This is a genomic window from uncultured Methanobrevibacter sp. (assembly GCF_937898925.1).
GTDB lineage: Archaea > Methanobacteriota > Methanobacteria > Methanobacteriales > Methanobacteriaceae > Methanobrevibacter.
Window position 1 is genome coordinate 67384 of record NZ_CALDKF010000105.1, and the last position, 23289, is coordinate 90672.

At 32.0% G+C, this 23289-nt stretch carries 23 protein-coding genes; 12 read left to right on the forward strand and 11 right to left on the reverse strand.

The window, feature by feature from the left end:
• Positions 1-84: 84 nt before the first annotated feature.
• Positions 85-1299: a tRNA (guanine(10)-N(2))-dimethyltransferase gene (locus tag Q0409_RS08580; protein ID WP_298537092.1), complete on the reverse strand. Its 1215-nt coding sequence runs from the start codon at positions 1297-1299 to the stop codon at positions 85-87.
• 342 nt (positions 1300-1641) lie between these two features.
• Between Q0409_RS08580 and Q0409_RS08585 the strand changes: the two genes are divergently transcribed.
• Positions 1642-2736, forward strand: coding sequence for a DegT/DnrJ/EryC1/StrS aminotransferase family protein (locus Q0409_RS08585; RefSeq protein WP_298537095.1), 1095 nt, complete (start codon positions 1642-1644; stop codon positions 2734-2736).
• A 78-nt stretch (positions 2737-2814) separates the two neighbouring features.
• Here Q0409_RS08585 and Q0409_RS08590 read toward each other — a convergent pair whose 3' ends face one another.
• Entirely contained in the window at positions 2815-3117 is a 303-nt protein-coding gene (locus tag Q0409_RS08590; RefSeq protein ID WP_298537098.1) for an MTH1187 family thiamine-binding protein, read from the reverse strand.
• Positions 3118-3209: 92 nt separating this feature from the next.
• On the opposite strand from Q0409_RS08590, the gene Q0409_RS08595 reads away from it, so the two are divergent.
• On the forward strand, positions 3210-4076 hold the full coding sequence (locus Q0409_RS08595; RefSeq protein WP_298537204.1) for a TIGR00269 family protein: 867 nt from the start codon (positions 3210-3212) through the stop codon (positions 4074-4076).
• Positions 4077-4142: 66 nt separating this feature from the next.
• Here Q0409_RS08595 and Q0409_RS08600 read toward each other — a convergent pair whose 3' ends face one another.
• The 5 genes from Q0409_RS08600 to comB form a co-directional block, all read right to left on the reverse strand.
• Positions 4143-5084 carry a calcium/sodium antiporter gene (locus Q0409_RS08600; RefSeq protein ID WP_298537101.1) on the reverse strand — a complete coding sequence of 314 codons (942 nt, stop codon included), beginning with the start codon at positions 5082-5084 and terminating at the stop codon, positions 4143-4145.
• An 11-nt stretch (positions 5085-5095) separates the two neighbouring features.
• Entirely contained in the window at positions 5096-6436 is a 1341-nt protein-coding gene (locus tag Q0409_RS08605) for a hemolysin family protein (RefSeq protein WP_366940111.1), read from the reverse strand.
• Positions 6437-6694: 258 nt separating this feature from the next.
• On the reverse strand, positions 6695-6955 hold the full coding sequence (locus tag Q0409_RS08610; protein ID WP_295606035.1) for a DUF1922 domain-containing protein: 261 nt from the start codon (positions 6953-6955) through the stop codon (positions 6695-6697).
• A gap of 5 nt (positions 6956-6960) precedes the next feature.
• Positions 6961-8127, reverse strand: a complete 1167-nt coding sequence (locus tag Q0409_RS08615) for a TraB/GumN family protein (RefSeq protein WP_298537107.1) — start codon at positions 8125-8127, stop codon at positions 6961-6963.
• A gap of 115 nt (positions 8128-8242) precedes the next feature.
• Positions 8243-8980: a 2-phosphosulfolactate phosphatase gene (gene comB, locus Q0409_RS08620; protein ID WP_298537109.1), complete on the reverse strand. Its 738-nt coding sequence runs from the start codon at positions 8978-8980 to the stop codon at positions 8243-8245.
• Positions 8981-9134: 154 nt separating this feature from the next.
• On the opposite strand from comB, the gene Q0409_RS08625 reads away from it, so the two are divergent.
• The 3 genes from Q0409_RS08625 (at position 9135) to serS (ending at position 12128) form a co-directional block, all read left to right on the forward strand.
• Positions 9135-9776 carry a hypothetical protein gene (locus Q0409_RS08625; protein ID WP_298537112.1) on the forward strand — a complete coding sequence of 214 codons (642 nt, stop codon included), beginning with the start codon at positions 9135-9137 and terminating at the stop codon, positions 9774-9776.
• 21 nt (positions 9777-9797) lie between these two features.
• Positions 9798-10676 carry a radical SAM mobile pair protein B gene (locus Q0409_RS08630; protein ID WP_298537115.1) on the forward strand — a complete coding sequence of 293 codons (879 nt, stop codon included), beginning with the start codon at positions 9798-9800 and terminating at the stop codon, positions 10674-10676.
• 174 nt (positions 10677-10850) lie between these two features.
• A complete protein-coding gene (gene serS, locus Q0409_RS08635; RefSeq protein ID WP_298537118.1) occupies positions 10851-12128 on the forward strand; it encodes a serine--tRNA ligase in 1278 nt (425 codons plus the stop codon).
• Between the two features lie 239 nt (positions 12129-12367).
• Here the strand turns inward: serS and Q0409_RS08640 are convergent, their stop codons facing one another.
• Positions 12368-12859 (reverse strand): DUF308 domain-containing protein, encoded by a 492-nt coding sequence (locus Q0409_RS08640; protein WP_298537120.1) that lies wholly within the window; start codon positions 12857-12859, stop codon positions 12368-12370.
• 199 nt (positions 12860-13058) lie between these two features.
• Here Q0409_RS08640 and Q0409_RS08645 point away from each other — a divergent pair, with 199 nt between their 5' ends.
• Together Q0409_RS08645 and Q0409_RS08650 are read left to right on the forward strand one after the other, a co-directional pair.
• Positions 13059-13577 carry a nitroreductase family protein gene (locus tag Q0409_RS08645; protein ID WP_298537123.1) on the forward strand — a complete coding sequence of 173 codons (519 nt, stop codon included), beginning with the start codon at positions 13059-13061 and terminating at the stop codon, positions 13575-13577.
• Positions 13578-13648: 71 nt separating this feature from the next.
• On the forward strand, positions 13649-14857 hold the full coding sequence (locus tag Q0409_RS08650) for a MalY/PatB family protein (RefSeq protein WP_298537126.1): 1209 nt from the start codon (positions 13649-13651) through the stop codon (positions 14855-14857).
• 77 nt (positions 14858-14934) lie between these two features.
• On the opposite strand, the gene Q0409_RS08655 is transcribed toward Q0409_RS08650, so the two are convergent.
• Positions 14935-15285 (reverse strand): arsenate reductase family protein, encoded by a 351-nt coding sequence (locus Q0409_RS08655; RefSeq protein WP_298537129.1) that lies wholly within the window; start codon positions 15283-15285, stop codon positions 14935-14937.
• 172 nt (positions 15286-15457) lie between these two features.
• Between Q0409_RS08655 and Q0409_RS08660 the strand changes: the two genes are divergently transcribed.
• From Q0409_RS08660 to Q0409_RS08670, 3 genes are all read left to right on the forward strand, one after another.
• Positions 15458-15916 (forward strand): flavodoxin, encoded by a 459-nt coding sequence (locus tag Q0409_RS08660; protein ID WP_298537132.1) that lies wholly within the window; start codon positions 15458-15460, stop codon positions 15914-15916.
• Positions 15917-16092: 176 nt separating this feature from the next.
• Positions 16093-16632, forward strand: coding sequence for a glutathione peroxidase (locus Q0409_RS08665; RefSeq protein ID WP_292788242.1), 540 nt, complete (start codon positions 16093-16095; stop codon positions 16630-16632).
• A gap of 187 nt (positions 16633-16819) precedes the next feature.
• Complete coding sequence (locus Q0409_RS08670) at positions 16820-17617, forward strand: nitroreductase family protein (RefSeq protein WP_298537135.1); 798 nt, start codon at positions 16820-16822, stop codon at positions 17615-17617.
• A gap of 49 nt (positions 17618-17666) precedes the next feature.
• Here Q0409_RS08670 and Q0409_RS08675 read toward each other — a convergent pair whose 3' ends face one another.
• Positions 17667-18035, reverse strand: coding sequence for a hypothetical protein (locus tag Q0409_RS08675; RefSeq protein ID WP_298537138.1), 369 nt, complete (start codon positions 18033-18035; stop codon positions 17667-17669).
• A 164-nt stretch (positions 18036-18199) separates the two neighbouring features.
• The gene (locus Q0409_RS08680) at positions 18200-19840 is read right to left on the reverse strand and encodes a helicase HerA-like domain-containing protein (RefSeq protein ID WP_298537140.1); all 1641 of its coding nucleotides are present in this window, start codon (positions 19838-19840) and stop codon (positions 18200-18202) included.
• Between the two features lie 334 nt (positions 19841-20174).
• Here Q0409_RS08680 and Q0409_RS08685 point away from each other — a divergent pair, with 334 nt between their 5' ends.
• Positions 20175-21089: a methanogenesis marker 7 protein gene (locus Q0409_RS08685; protein WP_298537143.1), complete on the forward strand. Its 915-nt coding sequence runs from the start codon at positions 20175-20177 to the stop codon at positions 21087-21089.
• Between the two features lie 339 nt (positions 21090-21428).
• Entirely contained in the window at positions 21429-22682 is a 1254-nt protein-coding gene (gene mmp10 / locus Q0409_RS08690; RefSeq protein WP_298537145.1) for a methyl coenzyme M reductase-arginine methyltransferase Mmp10, read from the forward strand.
• Positions 22683-23289: the final 607 nt, after the last annotated feature.

Consider the following 23289-nt stretch of genomic DNA (forward strand, 5'->3'; position numbering starts at 1 on the left):
ATATAATCGCCTAATCTTCAATTAAATCAATTTTAAGCCACTATCCTTATCTAAAATACTTAATTAAGTATAGTTTGCATTTTTCTATTTTGCCAATTCCGTGATTATGTCCATCAATTCCTTATTGCTTGCATTGGTCTTTATACCGAGAGGACTGTAATGGGTTTTCACTGCAACAAATCCTTCTTCCTCCAGCTTATCGAATACCTTGTCAAACTTAGGCGCACTAATTTTTAAGGCTCTGCAGACTTTGTGGATATCATAGAATGTGCTTGGTGCATTTGCTTCTATCTTACAGGAATTCAATAGCTTTAAGACATTATCCTTTTGGTTAAGATTCTTTTCCTCAGCTATTTCAATCATTGAATCAATGAACTCCTCATTTTGAACAGGTCCCAACCACATTGGGCCAGCCACTATCAATTTTTCACCGCATTCCGGACAGAATTCTGGGATGCTTGATGCAATGCCTTTGTGTTCGCTTCTATAGAGGCAATGCTTGCAGTGTGCAATATATCCAATGTTTTTCAATGATTCGTCTGTTGCCTTTGAACCTTTCCTTACCTTAAGGTAGGTTCTCATGTAATGCTCACTGCTGTGTGACATTTTCACTTCAATGTATTTCTGATACTTTGCAAGTGTGAGTGCAGCAAATCCAATGAGAATCCTTATTCCATTCTCATGGCAATATTCGCTTTTGTATGGCTGTGCATTGTATTTTCTGATGCACGGCTCTTCGTAGGTACCACAAAGGCAGGAAGTGTCTGTTGCAGTTAAACAGAGTAGGGAGTCCCTTTTTAGATTATAACCTGCAGAGTCTACAAATGGGGAAGGGGTTCCAAATGGGTCAATGTCAATGACATCAAATCTTCCCATATTGCTTCTAAGCTCGTTGTTAGCTTCCTTTTGGTCTATTTCAACTTCAACATCATTCAATTCTGCATTGATTCTGGTGAATTCATTTGCAAGTGGACTTATGTCATTTATTGAAACATCTCCCACTCCATCAATTTCCTTTTTATAGCGTATTCCCCTTATTCCACTTCCACCAAATAAGTCGCAGATGTTTATTTCCCTATCCACTTCCCTTTGGTATGCTTGAAGTGCAAGGATGGAATTGTCCCTATTGAATTCCATTCTAGGATTATAAAAAACAGGAGCATCAGAGGAAACCTTATCAAAATCAGGGAATTTGATTTGAACTTTACCCTCTTCGATGATTTTCAATTCATCTTCACTATACTCTTTTATTCCTGTATCATAATTATTTTGAAAATTATTATTTTGATTATTTTCCATAATTTTGCCTTTTTGATTATAATTGGTTTAATAATTCTTTTAATTTATTATTAGATTAATATTTTAATTAATATTTATTTTTCATTTTATTTAAATAAATTAGAATTTTAAGCAAAACCTTTTATTTAATTTAATTAAACATAGGATTTTAAGTAAAACTAATATAAGATTAAGAATAAATAGACTATTATAACTATTTAACTAAACTATTGGAAATTAATATAATTCAATTAGTTAATTTCAATTAGTTAATTTCAATTAGTTAATTTCAATTAGTTAATTTTTATTAGTTAATTTTTTAAATTTATTAAATAATTTATTTTATTCATTTTAGGTGAAAATATGGCAGACATTAAAGTTTCAATAGCTAGTCCTGTTATTGAAGAAGAGGAAATAAATGCAGTAATTGATGTAATGAAATCTGGTATGATTGCACAAGGACCAAAAGTAATTGAGTTTGAAGAAGAATTTGCAAAATATGTAGGTGCAAAGTATGGAATTGCAACCAATTCCGGAACTTCTGCATTGCATGTAGCTCTTTTGGCAGCTGGAATTGGCGAAGGGGATGAAGTGATTACAACCCCATTCACATTTGCAGCTACTGGAAACTCCATCTTATATACTGGCGCTCGCCCTGTCTTTGTTGATATAGACCCTGAAACATTTACAATCGACCCTGCAAAGATTGAAGAAGCAATCACTGACAAGACCAAAGCTATCATGCCTGTTCAATTATATGGACAAGCTGCGGATATGGAACCTATTATGAAAATTGCAAAAGAGCATGACTTGATTGTCATTGAAGATGCAGCTCAAGCGCATGGTGCTGAATACAATGGTGAAAAGGTAGGTAACCTTGGAGACATGGCTTGTTTCAGTTTCTATCCTACCAAAAACATGACCACAAGTGAAGGTGGTATGATCACCACTAACAATGAGGAATTTGCAGAAAACGCAAAGGTCTTCAGAGCTCATGGTTCAGCTACCAAATATCATCATGACGTTTTAGGTTATAACTTCAGGATGACTGACATTGCTGCAGCTATTGGTTTAGAGCAACTTAAGAAAATAGACTCATTCAATGCAAAAAGAATTGAAAATGCTAAATGCCTTAATGAAGGTTTAAAGGACATTGAAGCAATTGAAACTCCAGTTTTAAAAGATGGTTGCAAGCATGTTTACCACCAATACACAATCAAGATTAAAGATGGAAAAAGAGATGAATTGTCTGATTACTTAATTGAAAATGGTATTGGTAATGGTATTTACTATCCAATTCCTCTTTATGATCAAGTTCTTTATAAGGAATTAGGTTACGATCAAGCTCTTCCAGTAACTGATGAAATAGTAGAAGAAGTTTTATCTCTTCCTATTCATGCAAAGCTTACTCAAGAAGACTTAGATTATATTATCAAAACAATTAAAGAATTCTTTTAAATGATTTCTTTAATTAATTTTTATTTTTTCTTTTTTTAATTTCTTTTATTAATATTTTAATTTAATTTTTCTTATTTTTCACATTCTATTTTTTACAGATTTTACTTTTTCTTCTAATGTTCTGTTTTCCTTATCTCTCCTATCATCTATTTTCAAAACAGTGTAAACCCTTGGTACTCCCATTTCAAAAATAGATTCCTGAACTTCTCCACAAACTTCATATAATTTTTTCAAGTCTTCAGTTTCAATTTGAGTTCCCATAGCGGTTATTTGATAGTTTAAGCCACTTTTTTCAATAATTTGAGTTGCTTTAGCAACATATTTGCCAACACTGGACTCTTCAATTCCCATAGGTATAATACATAAATCTGCTGTAATCATAGTTTACTTTTTATACTTTGTATGATATAAAATTTAATAGAAAAACTTTTTTTAAGAAAAATTTAAATTGTTTTGTTTTAATTTTAAGTGATATTATGAGTATAAAAAAAGAAGAGTTTAATGAAATGATTTTCACTAGAATCAATGATTTGATCAAAGAATATGAATTGATTAAAGAAGGTGAAAAAATAGCTATTGCATTGTCTGGAGGAAAAGACAGTGTCTTGACTCTTTATGCACTTAAAAATTACCAAGATAGTTGTGGCTTTGATTTTGAGCTTGTAGCCATTTCAGTTGATGAGGGAATAGAAGGCTATCGCCAACATGGAATTGATGCAGCAGTAAACAATGCAAAACTGTTGGATATCCCACTTATTCAAAAATCCTTTAAGGATGAGGAAGGATTTGCATTGGATGACATTTATTCTTATTTTAAAAGTGCTTGCATTCCATGTGGGGTCTTTAGACGTAATATTCTAAATAAAACAGCTTATGAAATTGGAGCAGATAAAATAGCAACTGGACATAATCTCGATGATGAAATCCAATCATTTTTAATGAGCTTTTCAAGAGGGGATACAGTTAAGTTCTCTAAATTCGGTCCAGAGCTTGATCAAATTCATGAAAAGTTGGTTCCAAGAATAAAGCCATTATGGAACACTCCAGAAAAAGAGGTTGGCATGTGGGCTATTCTCAATGGAATTGAAATTCATTTGGATGAATGTCCTTATTCTAATCTTTCATTAAGGGCTAAGATTAAGGAGTTTTTAAACAATACAGAATCAAAACATCCTGGAACTAAAGAGAATGTTTTGGAATCATTTAAGCAGATATTGGATGTTGAAAACATTAGAACAGTTCTAAATGAATGTGAAAGATGTGGAGAGCCAACATCAGCTAAGATTTGCAAAGCTTGTGAAATCAAGGATATTGTTAATGAAAATCTTGATGAAAAATAAGTTTTATTTTATCATAAACGAACAAAATAAAGTTTGTCAAAAAAAAAAAGAAAAAGAAATTAAAAATTAATTTCTTATAATGACAAACGCCATATAGAGTATGAATAAGGCAACTAATATTGCACCTTCTTTTTTATCCACTTCATTTTGACTATAAGCGAATATTGCACCGATTATTGTAATCACTGTCATTAAAGCAATATCAGTTACCATTTCCGGTGCAATGGGTAATGGCATGATTGCACTGCTTACACCTAAAATGAATAAGATATTAAAGATGCTTGATCCGAGCACGTTACCGATTACAATACCATTGTCCCCTTTTTTAAGTGCAGTTACAGATGTAACAAGTTCAGGCAAGGAAGTTCCTATTGCAACAATGGTAAGACCAATAAGCACATCGCTTAATCCGAATGCACTAGCAATGAAACTTGCACCATCTACAACCAAATCAGAACCGATAATGATACCTGCAATACCTATGATAATGTAAATGAATGCTTTTGGCATTGAAAGTTTCACTTCTATCTCTTCTGACATAGCTTCCTTATCTTTTCTTGCTTCCTGTACAAGACGGTAAACATAAGCGATAATGATAATCAAGAAGATTATACCGCAGAGTCTGCTTATTTGTCCAAATATGACAGCTATTACAAGTAAACCAATTGTGGAAATTACTAAAAATGGGAAATCCCTTTTAATTAGAATTTTATCCACAGTCAAGGTTCCAAGCAATGCGGAAATCCCTACCACTGCTAAAATATTGAAGATATTACTACCTACAACGTTACCTAAGGATATTGCATTGGTTCCAGCAAATGCTGAAGTAATTGAAACTGCAGCTTCGGGAGCACTTGTACCAAATGCCACGATTGTCAAACCTACAATGATGGTAGGTATCTTTAAGTTATATGCAACGTTACTTGCACCATCTACGAATACATCTGCACCTTTTATTAAAAGTACAAATCCTATAATAAGTAAGATAATTTGAATTAATAATTCCATCAGTTATTCTCCTAATCCTCTTTGCTTTCAAGGTCTAATCTATTTGCATCTTCTTCGTTGACTGTTACTAAGATCTTATCAATATGGTTTGCATCCATATCCACTATCTCAAAGGTAAATTTGCCTTCATGGAATATTTCACCAGTATCTGGGATTTTTCCTGCATGTGAAAGGATGAATCCTGCAATAGTTGTGTATCCGTCTTCCACTTCGTTAGGCATTTCCTTTTCAATTTCAAATAAGTCTTTAAAGTCTTCAATAGAGAATCTACCATCAATTAACCATGAATTGTCTTTTCTTTCAAGTGCTTTAGGATCATCTTCCTCATCGATACCAGGAATGTCTCCTACGATTCCTTCAAGAAGGTCGTTCAAGGTAATCAATCCTACAACACTTCCGAATTCATCTACAACAAGTACCATATGGACATATTCCCTGTTTTCCTTGAACTCTTGAAGCAAGTCCATTGCAAGCATGTTTTCAGGAACAACCAATGGAGATTTGATGGTTTCTTTAATATTTATTTCTTTACCTGAGAAGATTTCACTTAATAGGTCTTTAGCTTGAACTACGCCGATGAAATCATCCAACTCTCCTTCAGCTACAGGGAAGATGGATCTTTTACTGTTAATGATTCTTTCCTTGTTTTCTTCCATGTCATCTTCCAAATCTATCCAGATGATTTCACTTCTTGGAGTCATTATCATATCTACTTTTTGGTCATCTAAACGGAACACCCTTTTGATGATGTCTTCTTCCTCTTCAGCAATGGTTCCGTCTTCAATACCTTCTTCAATAAGTAATTTGACTTCCTCTTCGGTTACAACATCCTCTTTTGGCTTGGAGCCAACAATTCTAAGTGCAAGGTTGGTTGAACTGTCAAGCAATCTGACAACTGGCTTGCAGACCCATGAACTTACTTGCATGAATTTTGCAGTTTGCAATGAATATCCTTCAGGGTCATTCAATGCCATTCTTTTAGGTACAATTTCACCAATCAGGATTGTGAAGTATGTAGTTACAAGAATAACAAATATGAAGCTTAATTGGTAACTGTAAGGAATGTATGGGCTTAAAAAATTACCCATAGGTTCAGAAAAAGTAGTTCCACCAATTGCCCCTGTGATAATTGCAGTAAATGTTATACCAATTTGTACAGTGGATAAGAAGTCACTGACATTATCCATAAAGTCTAAAACAAGTAATGCTCTTTTATTCCCTTCATCTGCGATTTTTTGCATCCTGATTCTTCTAGTGGATACAACAGCAATTTCTGCAAGGGAGAAAAGTCCATTAAGCACAATTAAAATTATTATTACTAAAATTTCAATTCCTATAATTATCGAGTCCATTTCCATTAAGTCCTTAAACAATTTATAATTTAAAATTTTTAATTAAAAATAAATATTTCTTTATATTGTATTTTATCTATATTTATATAAAGTTTTTTTATAAGCAATAATGATATTTATTAATTCTATTTATAAATTTAATGTTTTTTTAGCATTTGAATTGCATTATTTTTATAATTTTTTAATAATTTTGCTATATTTTACATAATTTTGGTAATATTTTAATGATTATTAAATTATTATGTGGAAAAAATTTGATTATAATTCTTTCATTTTTCTATCTATTTGATTGAGGAACTTATTCTGTTTAAATTCCTCTGCAGTGCTGAACATTGATCCTCCATAGATTTCCTCTTGCATCTTTTGAACAGCATATGTTGCATCTTCTGCAGTTTCAACTCTTTGAAGGATTCTGCGACTTTTCACTTTTATGGTTTTTCCACAAGTGCATTTTCTTGTAGCAACTCCTTTTTTAGCATATAGCACTCTTCCACAGTCGCATCTGAATATCAAGTACATAATATTTAACCTCCAAAAATCTTCATGAAAAGTGGAATAAACACTTGTGATGGCAAGATTATTAGAGTTGCAATGCTCACTCCAAGGTTTGTTCCAACAACTACAAGTAGGATTCTAACGATGTTGTTATTCCATAAGTCTCTAAAGCTTTCAATTTTTCCTAAATTGTTAATGTCTTGTTTTCTCACCCTTCTGAATTTAGCTTCTGCAAGTCCTGAAAACCATCCTGCAGCAAGCAATGGGTGAATTATGGTAAGTGGAGCAACCAATCCTCCAATGATTGCAGATTGGATTTTAGATCCAGATACAATTGAACCTATAAAACCCATTATCATACTGATTGCAACAAATTGTACAATATCCCCCTCTATATGGATTCCATTCATCCAAGCAAGAAAAAATATCACAACAAATGAAATAGGGATTAAAGCCAAAATGATTTTTAGCCAAGGAATTCCCCCTTTCTTATCCATATCATTTAGCTCTCTGTAGCTTGGAAGTGTTTCAGGATTGTCAAGATATTCGATTATTCCTTCCCTATGGCCTGCACCTACAACAGCTATTACCTTATCTTCTGGAATGCCTAATATTCCTTTTGCAAGGTATGCATCCCTTTCCTTAACAAGTGCGGTGTATGCTCCAGGTGAGATTTCCTTGAAGTATTCCATAGCTTGATCAATGTTGGATTGCTCTTTAAGCTCTTCAATGTTCAATTCCTCTTCATCTGATGAGAACACTGAACCAACAATTCCATATATGAACTTAAGCTTCTCCCAAGTGGTCATATTGTTCAATACCCTTTGCAATGTGACATTAATGTCTCTGTCAATCAATGCGATTCTGCAGCCAATCTCTTCTGATGCTTCAATTGCAGCAACCATTTCAGAACCTGGCTTGATGTCTACATCTTCACCGATTTTATTTTGCATATAGGAAAGAATTGTTGTAACTAGGAAAACCCCTACCTTGTTTTCCTTAATGATTTTAGTAATATGAATTGAGTCATCTTCGACGATACCGTTTCTCTCATTCATTAATCTTTGGTATCGTCCTCTATCCAATTCAATAGCCACTACATCAGGTTGGTCTTCCAAAATAGCTGCCCTTACCTCATCGGCACTATTTTGAGACACATGTGCAGTTCCAATGATTTTTAAACATTCTCTTATCATTAGATATCCTTCTTAAAATGTTTTTTCTTTTGTATGTATTTTTAATATTAATATTTAATTCTTATATTAATTATATCAATTACACTTATAAACTTTTTGACAGTCCGATTGCAATCTATTCATTGTACAATGTGATTCTTCCATCCTTATAGATTCCAACATTCTCGCTGATATTCTCTTTAACGCATAGATTGACATCATCCTCATATCCTAAATATGCAAGACGACGTCCTGATTTTGACTTGATGGAAACCTTTTCAACTTTTTCCTTATCTCTGCTTGCCATAATTGCTGAAAGCGCATATTCTGTTATGCCGGTTTCCTCTTTGAAATAATCTATGTCATCGATATTTAGCTTGTCCTGTTCATCCAATTCCTTTTGAATCCAGAATAATATTTCTCCAGCAGCTAAAAAGTCCTCTATTGCAAAGGTTCTTTCGAATCCTCCCATAACGATTTCAATGTGTTCAGTTGCAAGCTTGCATGCTGCCTTTGCACAAGCTTTTGCATTGATGAATGATCCAATTAAAATGATTTCAGATTCCATATTTTCTAAAGTTCTCACTCCATTGGTTGTTGTAAGAACTAGAGATTCCTTTTCCCCGTCGTATTCCTTCATTTCACCTGGGGAGTTTCCAAGTTCAAACCCTTCAATTGTTCTGCCTGTTCTCTCACCTGCCAAGACAGCATCCTTCCTTTTAGCTATTTTCATCGCTTCTTCTGGTGTATATACCGGATAAATTTCCTTGAATTTATCGAGAGCAACTGTAATTGTAGTGCTTGCCCTTAATGCATCAACCATTATGGAAAGGTCTTTTGAGGAACCTTTTTCAAAACTTAAACTCACTTTCACTTTTTAGCCTCTAATGTACTCTAAAATATAGTAAATATGATTTTCTTCTATGTATAACTTTTATATTTAGTAATATATAATACTTAATAAGTAATATTATTTTGAGTTTATTCTTTTAAGAATATTTTTTAAGAATATTATTATGAGGAATATTATGATTGTTGTTACAACTCCAATGTGTAAGCAAATAGTGGAATGGGCAGGACTTAATGAATTCAAAGTAAATAAATTTCCTGATGAGGAAGAAGGGGATTTTGCCATTTTGCTTTCTGAAAGCAAAGTTAAAATGGATTCATTAGCCATAAAGATTAATACATTTGGTCAAATTAAGGAAAGCATTAAAACAGTGTCTAAGGCTCTTTTTGAAAGGAATTTGATTGAAAAAGCTATTGGGGATGAAGAGATAGAAGCTACTTTCAATGATTATAAAGATGATGATCGATATGCCCTTTTGGATGAAAATGAGTTTAATGAAATAAGAAAATCCAACAAAGATAAAAAAGTGAAAGTCTATTCTGAATTCCTAAAGGACATAGTTTTAGATATTGGAGCAGATGTGATTGATTTCACATATGATAAAAATGGAAATGATGAAGATAAGGCTAATGGCTTAGGAATGGATTTTGATTATTTGGTTTATCCTGATTATTTAGGGGAAGAAGTTCTAAAAAGGGAAAACCTCGAATCTAATGATTTTAAAGTAATTAAGATATTAAGCCATAATAATATTTCAAAAGACCCGATATTGAAAGCGAAATCAAGATATGCTGCATTAATTGAAGCAATGTCTCAATGATTTTTTTATAATGGTGTAAAAATGATTGTTCAGGAAAAGGAAGTTAAATCAATATTATCCAAATCAAATCTTCCCATCGCAGGGTATACTGCAAATCCATATGTTGGCTGTCCACATGCCTGCAAGTATTGCTATGCTGATTTTATGAAAAGGTTCACTGGTCATAAGGAGAAATGGGGAACTTTCATTGATGTAAAGTATTGGAAACCTATAAAAAATCCTCAAAAGTATTCTGGAGAAACTGTTATTGTTGGTTCAGTAACTGATGGATACAATCAATGTGAGGAGGAATTCTGCAGAACTCGCCAATTGTTGGAGGAACTGAAAGGAACAGATATAAATCTTATCATCACCACAAAATCAGACTTGGTGTGCAGAGATTTGGATTTGATAAAAACATTCAATGATCCTTTGGTTTCCTGGTCCATCAATACCCTCGATGAAGATTTTAAAGAGGATATGGATGATGCGCCATCAATCAAGGATAGGATTAAAGCAATGAAGAGGTTTCACAAGGAGGGAATAAGAACAACTTGTTTCATATCTCCTATTTTTCCTGAAATAACAGAACCTATTGAAATTATTGAAGAAATCAGTGATTTTTGTGATTATATTTGGCTTGAAAATCTTAATTTAAGGGGAGGATATAAAAAGACTATTTTTGACTATATTGATTTAAAATATCCTGAATTGGTGCCTCTCTATAAAGAGATTTATACTTATAAGGACATGTCTTATTGGAGAGAATTGGATGATGAAATCAGTGCTTATGCAAGGGAAAATGATTTTATGTATATAATTGATGAAGAACCCTTTATAAAAAGCCCTAATGAAAATCCAATCATAATCAATTATTTCTATCATGAAAAGATAAGGCAATCTTCAAAAAAGAAAAGATAGTTGTTAGGAATCAGCCAATTATTTCTTGAATATTCTTAAAATGTACTTTTTTAATCCAAATAATTATTAAATAAGAAAAATATATTATTTAATAATCAAAATTTTATAGATTTTTTATAGATTGCTGAAATCATAATTACTTAATTCGTTATTCATTTTAAAGGAGAATAAAAATTGTTAGACATAAAATTATTCAGAGAAGATCCTGAATTGATATTTGACTCTGAAAAGAAAAGATTCAGAAGCACAGAAAATGCAGAGAAAGTTATTGAATATGACACCTTATGGAGAGAAGGTGAAAGAAGATTAAACTCTTTAAGAGCAGAGAAAAACAAGTTATCCAAATCATTTAAAAAAGCTAAACAGGAAGGCAATATTGAAGAAGTCATTGCAAAATCCAAGGAAGTCGCTAATGAAATTAAAGAGTTAAGCGCTAAAAATGCAGAATACCTTCAATTAAGAGATGATTATAGATATAAAGTAGGAAACATCATTGACGAAGATGTTCCAGTTTCCGATACTGAAGATGACAATGTAGTTGTAAGAACCTATGGTGAAATCCCAGAGCATGACTTTGAATTGTTGAATCATGTAGACTTGATCAATAAGATTGATGGAGCAGACCTTGAAACTGCAGCAAGCGTTTCAGGCGCAAGGTTCTACTACTTGAAAAGAGACATTTTACACTTGAACTTGGCATTGATTCAATTTGCACTTTCAGAGCTTGAAGCTGAAGGTTACATTCCTATGCAAACTCCTTTCTTTGTAAAAGGGGAAGTTGCAGCAGAAACCTCTGAACTTGGTGAGTTTGAAGAAACATTATACAAGGTTGAAAATGAGGATATGTACTTGATTGCAACTGCTGAACAGACTTTAGCAGCGCTTCACAGAAATGAAATCATCAATCCTGAAGACTTGCCACTCAGATACTGTGCACTTTCAACCTGTTTTAGAAAAGAGGCAGGTTCTCATGGAAAAGACACTTTAGGAATCTTTAGAGTTCACCAATTCGAAAAGATTGAACAGTTCATTTACTCTACACCTGAAGATTCAAGAAACCAACATGATCATTTAATGGAAGTAACTGAAAGAATCTATCAAAAATTAGGTCTTCCATATCAAATCATAGCTATTGTATCCTCAGCTTTAAATGACAATGCGGCAATCAAATATGACCTTGAAGCTTGGTTCCCAGGTTCCGGTGCATTCAGGGAATTGGTAAGCTGTACCAACTGTAAGGATTATCAAGCAAGAAAAACCAAAACAAGGTACGGTAGAGCAGGTTCCGGAGATGCACAAATATTGCACACCTTAAACAGTACAGCTATTGCAACTGAAAGAACCATTTGCTGTATTTTAGAAAACTACCAACAAGCTGATGGTAGCATTAAAGTCCCTGAGGTCTTGGTACCTTATATGGGTGGAAAAACAGTTATTGAAGCAAAAGAATAATTTTATTCTTTTTCTCTTTTTTATTTTTTATCTATTTTTTTATTTTTTTCAAAAGTTTTTTTAATTTTTACAAATCTATTTTTTCTTTAATTTCAGCAACTATTGTTTGTATTTATTCAAACTATTGTCTTTCTCATGACTTTTTTTACTCGATAATTTTTCACTGGATTAAATTTAAGAAAAGAGTTCTGATATTAAAAAGTCAAAATTAAAAAAGAAAAAAAATGATGAATACAAGTTTAGTACTCATCTGCATGCAAATATCCAACGATTCCATGTGCTATTAATGCAATACCTAAGATGATGGTGATTAATATTGGATTGTTTGCTGCAAATACAGCAATGAACAAGATAACAATTCCTAATACTAAACCAACTAATGATCCAGTTTTATTGATTTCAGCTCCTCCAAGCAATCCGATTACGGAAGCTATGATAAGCATGAATCCAACAATATAGAACTGTAATCCAACTAAGAATGAAATTGCATTTGTTCCAAAGATGAATGCCAATCCTAAAATGATCATCACAATACCGAATATTGCTGAAACAGTTGAAATAGCTGGTGAAATATCTTTTGAAATGATTCCAGTGTAAGCTAATCCTATACCAAATATCAATACAGCTGCACCAATAAGGATGGATATTAAATTAGCACTGAATATTGGGAATATGATAAATATTAAACCAATAATTATTGAAATAATAGCTAAAATCTTATTTGATTCCATTTTTTCACCTCATTTTACATTTAATTGTTTAATATTCTATTTATCAAGGTATATATAAATTATTCTTTATTTTTTATAGGGCCCATATCTTCACTGCAAGGATTTTTTTCATTTCAATTTTTTAATTAATTATTTAAATAATGATGAATTAATCTTAATTAATAATATTTTAAATTTTATAAATTTTTCAAGTGATAAAATGGCTGATTTTGAAGAGATTATCAATACAAGACGTAGTATAAGGGAATATGATTCCAAGGAAGTTGAAGATGAAAAAATAGAAAAGATTCTAAAGGCAGGTATGCAAGCTCCTGGAAGCAGGTTAGGCGCTGAACCTTGGGAATTCTTGATAATCAAAAACAAGGAAACTCTTGCTAAAATTGGAGAAATCAAACCTCGTGTAACAAATGCTCCAGTAGCTATTCTTTTGATTGCAAACATTGAAAGGTCCTTTTATAAATTGGTATGGCAACAGGATATGAGTGCAGCAGCAGAGAACATGCTTCTTGAAGCTGTCAATCTTGGCTTAGGAGGATTATGGAATGGTGTGGCACCTGAAGAGGAAAGAATGAATGCCATTGGTGAGATTGTAGGTTTGCCTAAAGATGACAACCTAAAGCCATTCTGCATAATAACTCTTGGATATCCTGCTGAAGGTTGGGAAAACAAGTTCATGGATAAATTTGATGAATCCAGAATCCATTATGAAACATATTAATTAAATTTTAAACATTTTTTTATAAAGTTTGCTAATAAATCTGATTTCGATTCTTAAACGGATGATGCAATATGAAATACAATTTTGATTCAATAATTGATAGAAAACACACCAATTCACTTAAATGGGATTTGTTTGATGATGAGTATCCTATGTGGGTTGCAGATATGGACTTTTATGCTGCCCCCCTCATTTATGAATCAGTGAATAGAAAAGCAAAGCATGGAGTTTATGCATATTCATTTGTCAATGATGAGATTTTTGATTCCTATGTCAATTGGTGGAAAAAATATGGCCTTGATATGAAAAGGGATGAATTGTTGTTTGCAACAGGGGTCATGCCTTCAATTACAAGCATCATTCGTGCATTCACTGATGTTGGAGATAATGTATTAATCCAAACACCAGTTTACCATGTCTTCTTTTATGTGATTGAAGATAATGAGAGGAATGTTGTTGAAAATCAGTTGATTTATGATCCTAACTCCAATGATGTGGAAACTGCATACTCCATTGATTTTGATGATTTGGAAGAGAAATTCAAAAATCCAAAGACTAAATTGATGATTTTATGCAATCCTCATAATCCAATCGGAAGAATATGGGATGAGAAAACCCTTGAAAAGATAGCTGTTTTAGCAAACAAATATGATGTCATTGTTGTATCTGATGAAATTCATTGTGATTTGACTGATCCTGATTTGAAATATGTTCCGTTTGCATCTTTAGATCATGAGTTATCAAATAACAGCATTACATGCATTTCCCCAAGCAAGACCTTTAACATTGCAGGTCTTCAAAGTTCTGCAGTCTTCACTCGTAACAAGGAACTTTATGAAGTTTTAGAAAAGCAATTGTCAGTTGATTGCTTCAATCACCCTAACATTTTTTCAATTGATGCCACAATTGCAGCATACAAAAGTGAAGATTGGTTAAATGAATTGAGAGAAGTCCTATTTGAAAATAAAATGATTGTTGATGAGTTCCTAAAAAGTGAAATTCCTGAAATAAAATTGGTTCCGGCAAATGCAACATACCTTTTATGGCTGGATTGCAGTAAGCTAAGGGGAGAAAATTTTGAAGGTTGTGAATTTTCCACTTCTTTATCTGAGTTTTTAAGAGAAAATGTAAGTTTATTCTTATCTCCAGGAATCCAATTTGGACAAAATGGAGATAATTTCTTGAGAATGAATATTGCATGTCCAAAAGACTTATTGCTTGAAGGTTTAAATGCATTAAAAATAGGGATTGAAAAATTTAAAAAAGAAAATAATTTATGAATTCTAAAAATAGTAATTAATTAATTAATTTTTTTTTTTTTGAAAGTATTAAAAATAAAAAAGTAGAGAAAATTAATTTATTTTAATTTCTCTTCCCACTCTTTTTGTCTAAAACCAGTAAGCACTATATCTTCAGTCTCAATTATTGGACGTTTTACAAGCATGCCTTCAGTAGATAAAATCTTCAATTGTTCTTCTTCACTCATTTCAGGCAACTTGTCTTTTAATTGCATCTCTCTGTAAATTTTACCGCTTGTGTTGAAGAACCTCTTGAGAGGTAGTCCGCTTTTCTCATATAATGCCTTCAATTGATCGTAATCTGGATTGTCCTCAACAATATGCTGTTCATCATATTCGAATCCATTTTCATCTAACCATTTCTTAGCCTTTTGGCATGTGCTGCATCTTGGGTAGTAAATAAATAACATTTTTCATTCTCCTAAAAATTTTATATAATCAATTTATTTCTTACTTTTATTTCTATTTTTGAAATTAATAAATTATTCTAATTATTCATTAACTTAGGAAACTAAACACTTTTATTATATGACTTTTATATTAGTATTAGAAAATTAATAAAAAGACAATTATGGTGAAATTATGAGTATTTTAGTTGCTTATTATTCAAGAACAGAAGTTACAAAAAAATTAGCAGAAGCTATTGCATCCGAAACTGGTGCAGATATTGAAGAAATCGTTTCTAAAGTGAAATATGATGGTAAAATTGGTTTTGCACGTGGTGGAAAGGATGCAATATCTGAAAAGATCATTGACTTGGAACCTTTGGAATTTGACGTGTCAAACTATGATTTGGTCTATTTAGGAGTTCCTGTATGGGCTGGAAAAGCTGCAAACCCTATGATTTCCTACATCAAGCAAAATGAAGGAAAATTCAATGATGTCAAATTCTTTGTAACTGCAGGAGGAAGCGGTTTTGAAGGTGCTATTGCAGAAATGGAAAAATATGTGGGCAAAGCTCCTTTAAAGACATTAACTCTTGTAACAAAACAAGTAAAACATGATGAATTTAAAGAAGAGTTAGCTTCATTTATAGAATAAATCAATAAATTTAGTTTTTTAAATATTTTAACCTTATATTGTTAACTAATTTAATTATTAACTTATTAAATTATTTATTTTACAAAATAGAAAGATTTAAATTGTTTAAAAATACTTTATTATATAACAGATTTTTGTTCACTTAATTATTAATATAAATGTAAATAGGTGATATTATGTCAATTTATGATTTTGAGGTAAAAGACACTTCTGGAAACATGGTTTCATTAAGCGAATATGAAGGAAAAGTATTGTTAATTGTCAACTCTGCTACCAAATGTGGTTTCACTCCACAATACACTGAATTGAATGAGATCTTCAATGAATTCAAGGATGAAGGATTCATCATTTTAGATTTCCCATGCAACCAATTCGGTAATCAAGCTCCAGGTACTGGAGAGGAAATTGCAGCAACTTGCCGCAGTGAATATTTGGTTCCTTACCCAATCTTTGAAAAGATTGAAGTAAATGGTGAAAACGAAGAGCCATTATATGCTTTCTTAAAGCAAGAACAGCCATTCAAAGACATCACTGGTGAAGGAGCTAGAAAATTGAAAATGGTCCTTAAGGTAATGGATAGACATTATAAGGACAATGATGACATCAAATGGAACTTCACTAAATTTTTAGTTGACAGAGAAGGAAACGTTGTTAGAAGATTCGAGCCAACTGAAAGTTTAGATGATGTTAAAGCTGCTGTAAAAGAATTATTATAATTCTTTTTACTTTTTTTATTTTATTTTAATTATTTATTAAATTTTAATCTTAATTTTTTATTTAGTAATCATTTTTTCTCTTTTTTAATGTTTATTTAAATCATATTTTGATAAGATCCTTTTTTTTAAAAACTTAAATCGATAAAGTTTTTAATATTGTGCATATAAAATATAATTTAGTGATTAGATGAAACTTGATATCAATACAGAAACTTGCACTGGATGTAAATTATGCGAAACCGTATGCATTAGGGATAATATTCAAATCATTGATAAGAAAGCGGTTGAGATTGATAATGGCGATTGCTTTGACTGTGGGCATTGTTTAGCTATTTGTCCAACAGGCAGCATATCCTTAAAGGCATATGAATATCAAAAAGACCGTGTTGAAGATTATAATCCTCGTGAAATTCCAATCAGTTCTGAAGATTTATTGCAATTCCTAAAACAGCGCAGAAGCATTCGCTGGTTCAAGAAGAAAAAAGTGGATAAGGAAACTTTTGATAAGCTATTTGAAGCGGCCTATTACAGTCCAAGTGCACAAAATGCTCAGGATGTTGAATTCGTTGTTCTTGATGAAAAGTTAGATGATTTCATGCATTTGGTTTATGATATAATCAAAGTGGAAGAAGATGAATTCTTCAGAATAAAGCAATTTGGTGAGTATCTTAGAGGTGAAGGAGATTATAAGAATCATCCCCTTCTTTGGGAAGGAACACAGATGATTTTGTCCTTTTCCAAAAGTCAGGCAAATGCACTTATTGCAAATACAAGACTTGAGCTATTGGCTTATTCAATGGGTCTTGGCGGATTCTATTCATTATTCACTCTTAAGTCAGATGAATTGGATCATGAAAGATTAATGGAGTTCTTCCCAGAAATAGACTCTGATAAGCATATGTATTCTGCATTCATAATAGGTTATCCTAGAGTAAAATACAGAAGAACAGTTCCTCATAAAAAAATAGATGTTTATTATAAATAGCTATTTTTTCTTTATTTTTTATTCTATTCTTTATTTAATTTTTTTATTTTCATAAAGTTAATTTAACGGAAAGGCAAGAAAATCCTTGTTCAATCTCAGATGAAACTGAAAGTTGATTGAATTTCGGGAATGATTTTCTAACATGTTCCAGGATTCTAAAGTCTATATAGATTTCTGTAACATAAAATTCAAATCCATCTGTAAAGTAGTATGTAGGCTTTCTGCATTTGAGTTTTGCACCGTAGAAGAAATCTTCAAGCCTATTTTCCAAATCCCATTTCTCGTTTTCACTTAACTCTTTTCCATTTATGTAGTCAATTATTTCATCTTCCAATCCTTCTTCAATAGGGTAGAGTCTTAAGTCATTTTCCATTTCTTCTAAGTCTTGATACAATTCTTCTCTGTTTAATTCAACCATAGTGTCACCAAATTTAAATCTAAAAATAATATGATTCTTTAAAAGTTTTAATAAATTTATTTTAATTTTTATAAATTTAAATGTAAAAAAATATGTAATAAGTAAAAAATAAAAATTTTAATTGAAAATTTTAATTAAAAATAAAAAAGAGAAATAATTGAAAATTATTTCATATTTCCAAATAATCCTCTAATAATTCCTTTTGTTACTTCCCTTGCAGCAGTGTTTACAACAGTTGTAGTTGCCTTTTCAACAGTTGTCTTTCTTGTAGTCTTTCTCTTGGATTTAGTGGTTTGTTTTGTCATTTGATCCACTGCTGTTCCAACAGCTATGCCAATAACATCTTCAAGCAATCCTTTTTGTTTAGGTTGCTCTGGTGCTTGTTGTGCTGGAGCTTGCTGCTCAGCAGGTGCCTGTTGGGCCGGGGCTTGTTGTGCTGGAGCCTGTTCTGCTTGATTAGGAATTTCTCTAATAGGTGCATCTTGAGGAATTTCAGATTGAACATTTGGATTGTTGTCAATCTTATTCAATAGCATCTCATAAGCAGATTCCCTATCAACGGCATTTCTGTATTTGTCTCTAAGGGATGAGATACTCATTAATTCTGCTCTGTAATTGTCTTCAATTGCTCCAATGAAACTTTGAGGAGGCAAGATGTCAACTTGTTGCACAATACTTGGGGCTCCTTTTTCTTCAAGAACAGAGACCAATGCCTCTCCAGTTCCTAAAGTGGAAATGACTTCTGTTGTATCGAATTCAGGGTTTGGCCTGAAGGTTTCAGCAGCAGTCTTTACAGCCTTCTGCTCCTTTGGGGTGTATGCATGAAGTGCATGTTGCACTCTGTTACCAAGCTGTGAAAGGACAGTGTCCGGAATATCGGATGGACTTTGTGTAATGAAGTATACTCCGATTCCTTTTGAACGAATCAATCTTATAATCTGCTCAACCTTTTTCTGGAATGCAGGGGACATGTCATCAAACAATAGGTGAGCCTCATCGAAGAAGAAAACGAATTTAGGTTTGTCCAAGTCACCTACTTCAGGCATTGTTTCATAAAGTTCGGATATCATCCATAATAAGAATGTTGAGTATAATTCAGGTGCTGTAGACAGTTTTACAGAATCCAATACGTTGATCATACCTTTTCCTTCATCATTGCATTGCATGAAGTCACTGAGTTCCAATGCAGGCTCTCCGAAGAACAGGTCTCCTCCTTGGTCTTCAAGGGTAAGTATGGATCTGAGTAGAGTGGTTGCTGATTTCTTGGCAACTGCACCGTATTGGCTTTCATAAAGTTCAGCATTATCACTTACATGATTAATCATTGATTTCAAATCTTTCAGATCAATCAAAAGAAGGTTTTCATCATCTGCAACACGGAATACGATGTTCAAAACCCCTTCTTGAGCTTCAGACAAGTTCAATATTTTTGAAAGCAATTGAGGGCCCATTTCAGAGATTGTAACTCTAATAGGCAATCCTTTCTCACCGTATAAGTCCCAGAATTCTACAGGGTATGACTTGAAGACAAATCCCTTATCAGCAAGGCTGTACTTTTCCATTCTTTCAGTTACTTTTGCATTTGGTTCACCTACCTTTGCAAGACCTGAAACATCCCCTTTCATATCTGCTAAAAATACTGGAACTCCCATATCACTGAAAGCTTCTGCAAGTGTTTTTAAAGTGACTGTTTTTCCGGTACCAGTTGCACCAGCTATTAATCCATGACGATTAGCTAATTTGGATAACAAATAAACTTCTGTATTTTCATTAGCTCCAACTAAGATATTATTTTCTGCATACATGATAACACCTTTTTGATAAAATTCGATTAATAAAAAATTATCATAATATAATTTTTAATATATTTCTAATGATATAAAAAATAATATATTTTATTTTTGCTTTTTCAAATTTTTTCTATAATTTTCATATTTTTATTATTTCCATAATCAAGTTTATTCAATTATCAAGTTATTTTGAACTTCCAAATCTTATTTAAAATTTTATTTTTTCATCAGTTTAAAAAGTAAAAATAATAAATTATATAATAGACTTAAAAAATATATTAAAATAAGATATTTTATTGAATAAAATTGATTTTATAATAATTTATGATTTTTATAAGGTGATGATTATATGTATGAAACCTTAACATTCACTGGTGGAATTCACAAAAGCGAAGAATTGAAAGAATTAATTGAGGATTTAGGAGGTTTTGTTCTTCAATCCAATATATTGCAAATGGAACTTGTATTGAATATGGCAGTTCCTATTGATGATGTGGATATTATTAAGGAAAAGGCTAAAGAGCTTTTAGGTGAGCTCTCTGTTGCACCTATGGCTGGTTCTGAAATAGCTATTGTTTCCCCAACCCTTGCAAGACATCACCTTCCTCATGCTGCATGTGACATCTCCGAATACCTTAGACGTTATGGTGCTAAAGACAATATGGTCGGTTTGGCTCGTGGTCATGGTAAAGGAACTGCAGGAATCAGTGAAACTGAAAAGGCATTGATTGAGGAGCATGACATAGCTATTTTCGCATTAGGAAGCTTCAAGCAATGCATTATCGATAAGGCTTATCTTTACAATGACATTGACATTCCAGTGATTGTCACCGGTGCACCTGAAATTGACTTGGAAGAATTGCCTGGTGTAGATGCATATGTTCCAGGATTAGGCAGAATTCCACGTAGATTAAAAAGAGGGGAAAACATAAGGGCTTTGAAAAAATTGGTTGAAACCGTTGAAGACCTTTTGGAAAAACGTAAAAAAGAGCTTGCTCAAGACCCTCCAATTGCACCTTCAATTTTAGTCAAGAGTGAGATTGAAACTCAAGTCCCAGCTATTAAGGAAGTCATTTCCCCAACTCCGGTAACAAGTCAACTCTGCGGTCTTAGAGTAAAATTGGATTATGACAAATATCATGAGGAAATTGAAAATGTAGTCATTGGAGACCAAAAACTAAAAGACATTGCAGATATTACAAAATCTCATTTCTATGATTACATTCTCGTAGAACTTTTAACTGAAAGTTCCTTAGTGGATTAGTTATATTTTCTATTTTTTAATTCTTTTCCATTCTTTTTTATTTTTTTAGTTTTTTAGTTTTTTAATTATTTTTTAGTTTTTTTTAGTTTTTTTTAGTTTTTTGATTTTTAACTTTCTTCATTCTATTTCTAAAATTATTTATTTTCTTAAAATTATTTTTTTAAACTTTATTTTATTTTATTTTAAACTCACTATAAACAAAGTATTAATATTAGTTTTTTAATATAATTTTATAGTATACTTTTTTAGAATCTAATGAATTCTTAAAGTCCTTAAATATTAAAAAGACTTTTATTTTATAATGCAGTATATTGATTTAGATAAGCGGAAGGAAAGATTATGCAAGTTATAGCAGACCTTGGTGGAACTCCTGGAAAAGATTGTAGAGGCTTTTGTAAGTTTTGCTACTTTAGAAAAGTGAAACCTTTGACAGAAGCTCTCGGATGCCAACATTGTCCACCTAATAAAGTTGGCTGTCCAAGATGTTTGGAAGGAGTTCAAGAAGCAGGAAAACCATTTCAACAGCCATTTTCCGTACTTAGTGAAGTTCAAATGGCTCTTATGATGAATCCTGTAAGAGATGCTGATCTTAAAGTCAATATCAGTGGTGGTGGAGACGTCAGTTGCTATCCTCAACTTGAAGAGTTGATAGCCGGTTTATACCAATGGCAATTGCCTATTCACTTAGGTTATACAAGTGGAAAGGGGATTGATGATGGGGATATAGCTACCCAATTCCTAAATCAAGGTGTGAATGAGGTAACTTACACTATTTTTGCTGCAGACCCAAAACTCAGAAAGGAATGGATGTTGGATCCAAGTCCAGAGGAATCTCTTAAGGCTGCTCAGCTTTTTGCTGAAGGTGCTGACTTGCATGCGGCAGCAGTTATCATTCCGGGGGTAAATGATGGTGCAGTGCTTCAAAACACTTGTGAAAAATTGGAAGAGTGGGGTGCAAAGGCATTGATGATGATGCGTTTTGCAAATAGTTATGACCAAGGGTTGATTTTAGGAAATGAACCTGTTGTTGAAGGAATAACTCCTCATGAACCTCTTGAATTCGAAGAGCTTGTAAAGCAAATAAACAGTGAATACAATCTGAGGGTTACAGGAACTCCTTTATCAGATCCAACTATTGGAGCGCCATTCATTTTAGCAAAAGATGAGTATGAGGAATTTTTAGGAATATTGCCTAAAGTTACTGGCGAAGCTACACTTTTAACATCTAAGATTGCAGCTCCTTTCTTGAAGAAAATTTTTAATAAAATAGCTCCAGATAATGTCAATGTTGTAGCTACCAAGAAGGACATTGCATGTTTGATGACTAAACAGGACCTTGAAGTGTTGGATTTAGATGACATTAAGGATGCAGTCATTCTTCCAGGAAGAGCATTTATCCATCAATTGGATGCAGAAAGAATATTAAGTCAGGATGGAAAAAGCCGTCTTGTTGGATATGGTCCTGACACTTTAAGTGTTGATGGTGAATTAAGCAGTGGCATGAGTGAAGAGGACGTTATTGAACATGAGCTTGGTTCTTTCATTGATCTTATTCAGGCTATCAATTTCTTTGGAATGAAAAGGGCTTTTTAATTTTTAATATTTTTAAATTTTTTATTATTTATATTTATTATTCATTATTGCATTTTTGAAAATAAAAATAATTGAAAAATGAGAATATATTAATCACAATAAATAATATAAATTTTATATATTCTTAAACTATTTTTTAAACTATTTTTTTCACTATTTTTTACACTATTTTTTTCACTATTTTTTACACTACTTTTTCAAGTATTGATTAATTTTTCATTTGTTTAATTTTTTGATATTTTTTAAAAAAAATAGAATGTTTTTAGTATTACTAATAGTATTACTTTTGGCTAATTTATGTAATATTTTAATTTAACACGATTTTTAATTTTTTTATTTATTTTCAATTAAAACGCTTTATTCAATTCTATTTTAGATTTAAGAAAAAAATTACATTTATTTTTTAAATTTAATTGAATGTATGTTATTTTATATTATTTGCTCCATTTTAATCAATTTAAAAAAGTATTACTATTGAGCTAATATATAATAAAAAAATTAAAAAATCTTATTACTTATAAAGTTTTCTATTTAATTCTTAAACGAATGTTTATATTATATTTTAAATAAACTAATATCTGTATACCAAATAGCTGGCTATTGCAAA

Coding starts and splice junctions, on each gene's coding strand:
- Q0409_RS08580 (WP_298537092.1), bottom strand. CDS start 1,299: ATGGAAAATAATCAAAATAATAATTTTCAAAATAATTATGATACAGGA.
- Q0409_RS08585 (WP_298537095.1), top strand. CDS start 1,642: ATGGCAGACATTAAAGTTTCAATAGCTAGTCCTGTTATTGAAGAAGAG.
- Q0409_RS08590 (WP_298537098.1), bottom strand. CDS start 3,117: ATGATTACAGCAGATTTATGTATTATACCTATGGGAATTGAAGAGTCC.
- Q0409_RS08600 (WP_298537101.1), bottom strand. CDS start 5,084: ATGGAATTATTAATTCAAATTATCTTACTTATTATAGGATTTGTACTT.
- Q0409_RS08605 (WP_366940111.1), bottom strand. CDS start 6,436: ATGGACTCGATAATTATAGGAATTGAAATTTTAGTAATAATAATTTTA.
- Q0409_RS08610 (WP_295606035.1), bottom strand. CDS start 6,955: ATGTACTTGATATTCAGATGCGACTGTGGAAGAGTGCTATATGCTAAA.
- Q0409_RS08615 (WP_298537107.1), bottom strand. CDS start 8,127: ATGATAAGAGAATGTTTAAAAATCATTGGAACTGCACATGTGTCTCAA.
- Q0409_RS08625 (WP_298537112.1), top strand. CDS start 9,135: ATGATTGTTGTTACAACTCCAATGTGTAAGCAAATAGTGGAATGGGCA.
- Q0409_RS08630 (WP_298537115.1), top strand. CDS start 9,798: ATGATTGTTCAGGAAAAGGAAGTTAAATCAATATTATCCAAATCAAAT.
- Q0409_RS08640 (WP_298537120.1), bottom strand. CDS start 12,859: ATGGAATCAAATAAGATTTTAGCTATTATTTCAATAATTATTGGTTTA.
- Q0409_RS08645 (WP_298537123.1), top strand. CDS start 13,059: ATGGCTGATTTTGAAGAGATTATCAATACAAGACGTAGTATAAGGGAA.
- Q0409_RS08650 (WP_298537126.1), top strand. CDS start 13,649: ATGAAATACAATTTTGATTCAATAATTGATAGAAAACACACCAATTCA.
- Q0409_RS08655 (WP_298537129.1), bottom strand. CDS start 15,285: ATGTTATTTATTTACTACCCAAGATGCAGCACATGCCAAAAGGCTAAG.
- Q0409_RS08660 (WP_298537132.1), top strand. CDS start 15,458: ATGAGTATTTTAGTTGCTTATTATTCAAGAACAGAAGTTACAAAAAAA.
- Q0409_RS08665 (WP_292788242.1), top strand. CDS start 16,093: ATGTCAATTTATGATTTTGAGGTAAAAGACACTTCTGGAAACATGGTT.
- Q0409_RS08670 (WP_298537135.1), top strand. CDS start 16,820: ATGAAACTTGATATCAATACAGAAACTTGCACTGGATGTAAATTATGC.
- Q0409_RS08675 (WP_298537138.1), bottom strand. CDS start 18,035: ATGGTTGAATTAAACAGAGAAGAATTGTATCAAGACTTAGAAGAAATG.
- Q0409_RS08680 (WP_298537140.1), bottom strand. CDS start 19,840: ATGTATGCAGAAAATAATATCTTAGTTGGAGCTAATGAAAATACAGAA.
- Q0409_RS08685 (WP_298537143.1), top strand. CDS start 20,175: ATGTATGAAACCTTAACATTCACTGGTGGAATTCACAAAAGCGAAGAA.
- mmp10 (WP_298537145.1), top strand. CDS start 21,429: ATGCAAGTTATAGCAGACCTTGGTGGAACTCCTGGAAAAGATTGTAGA.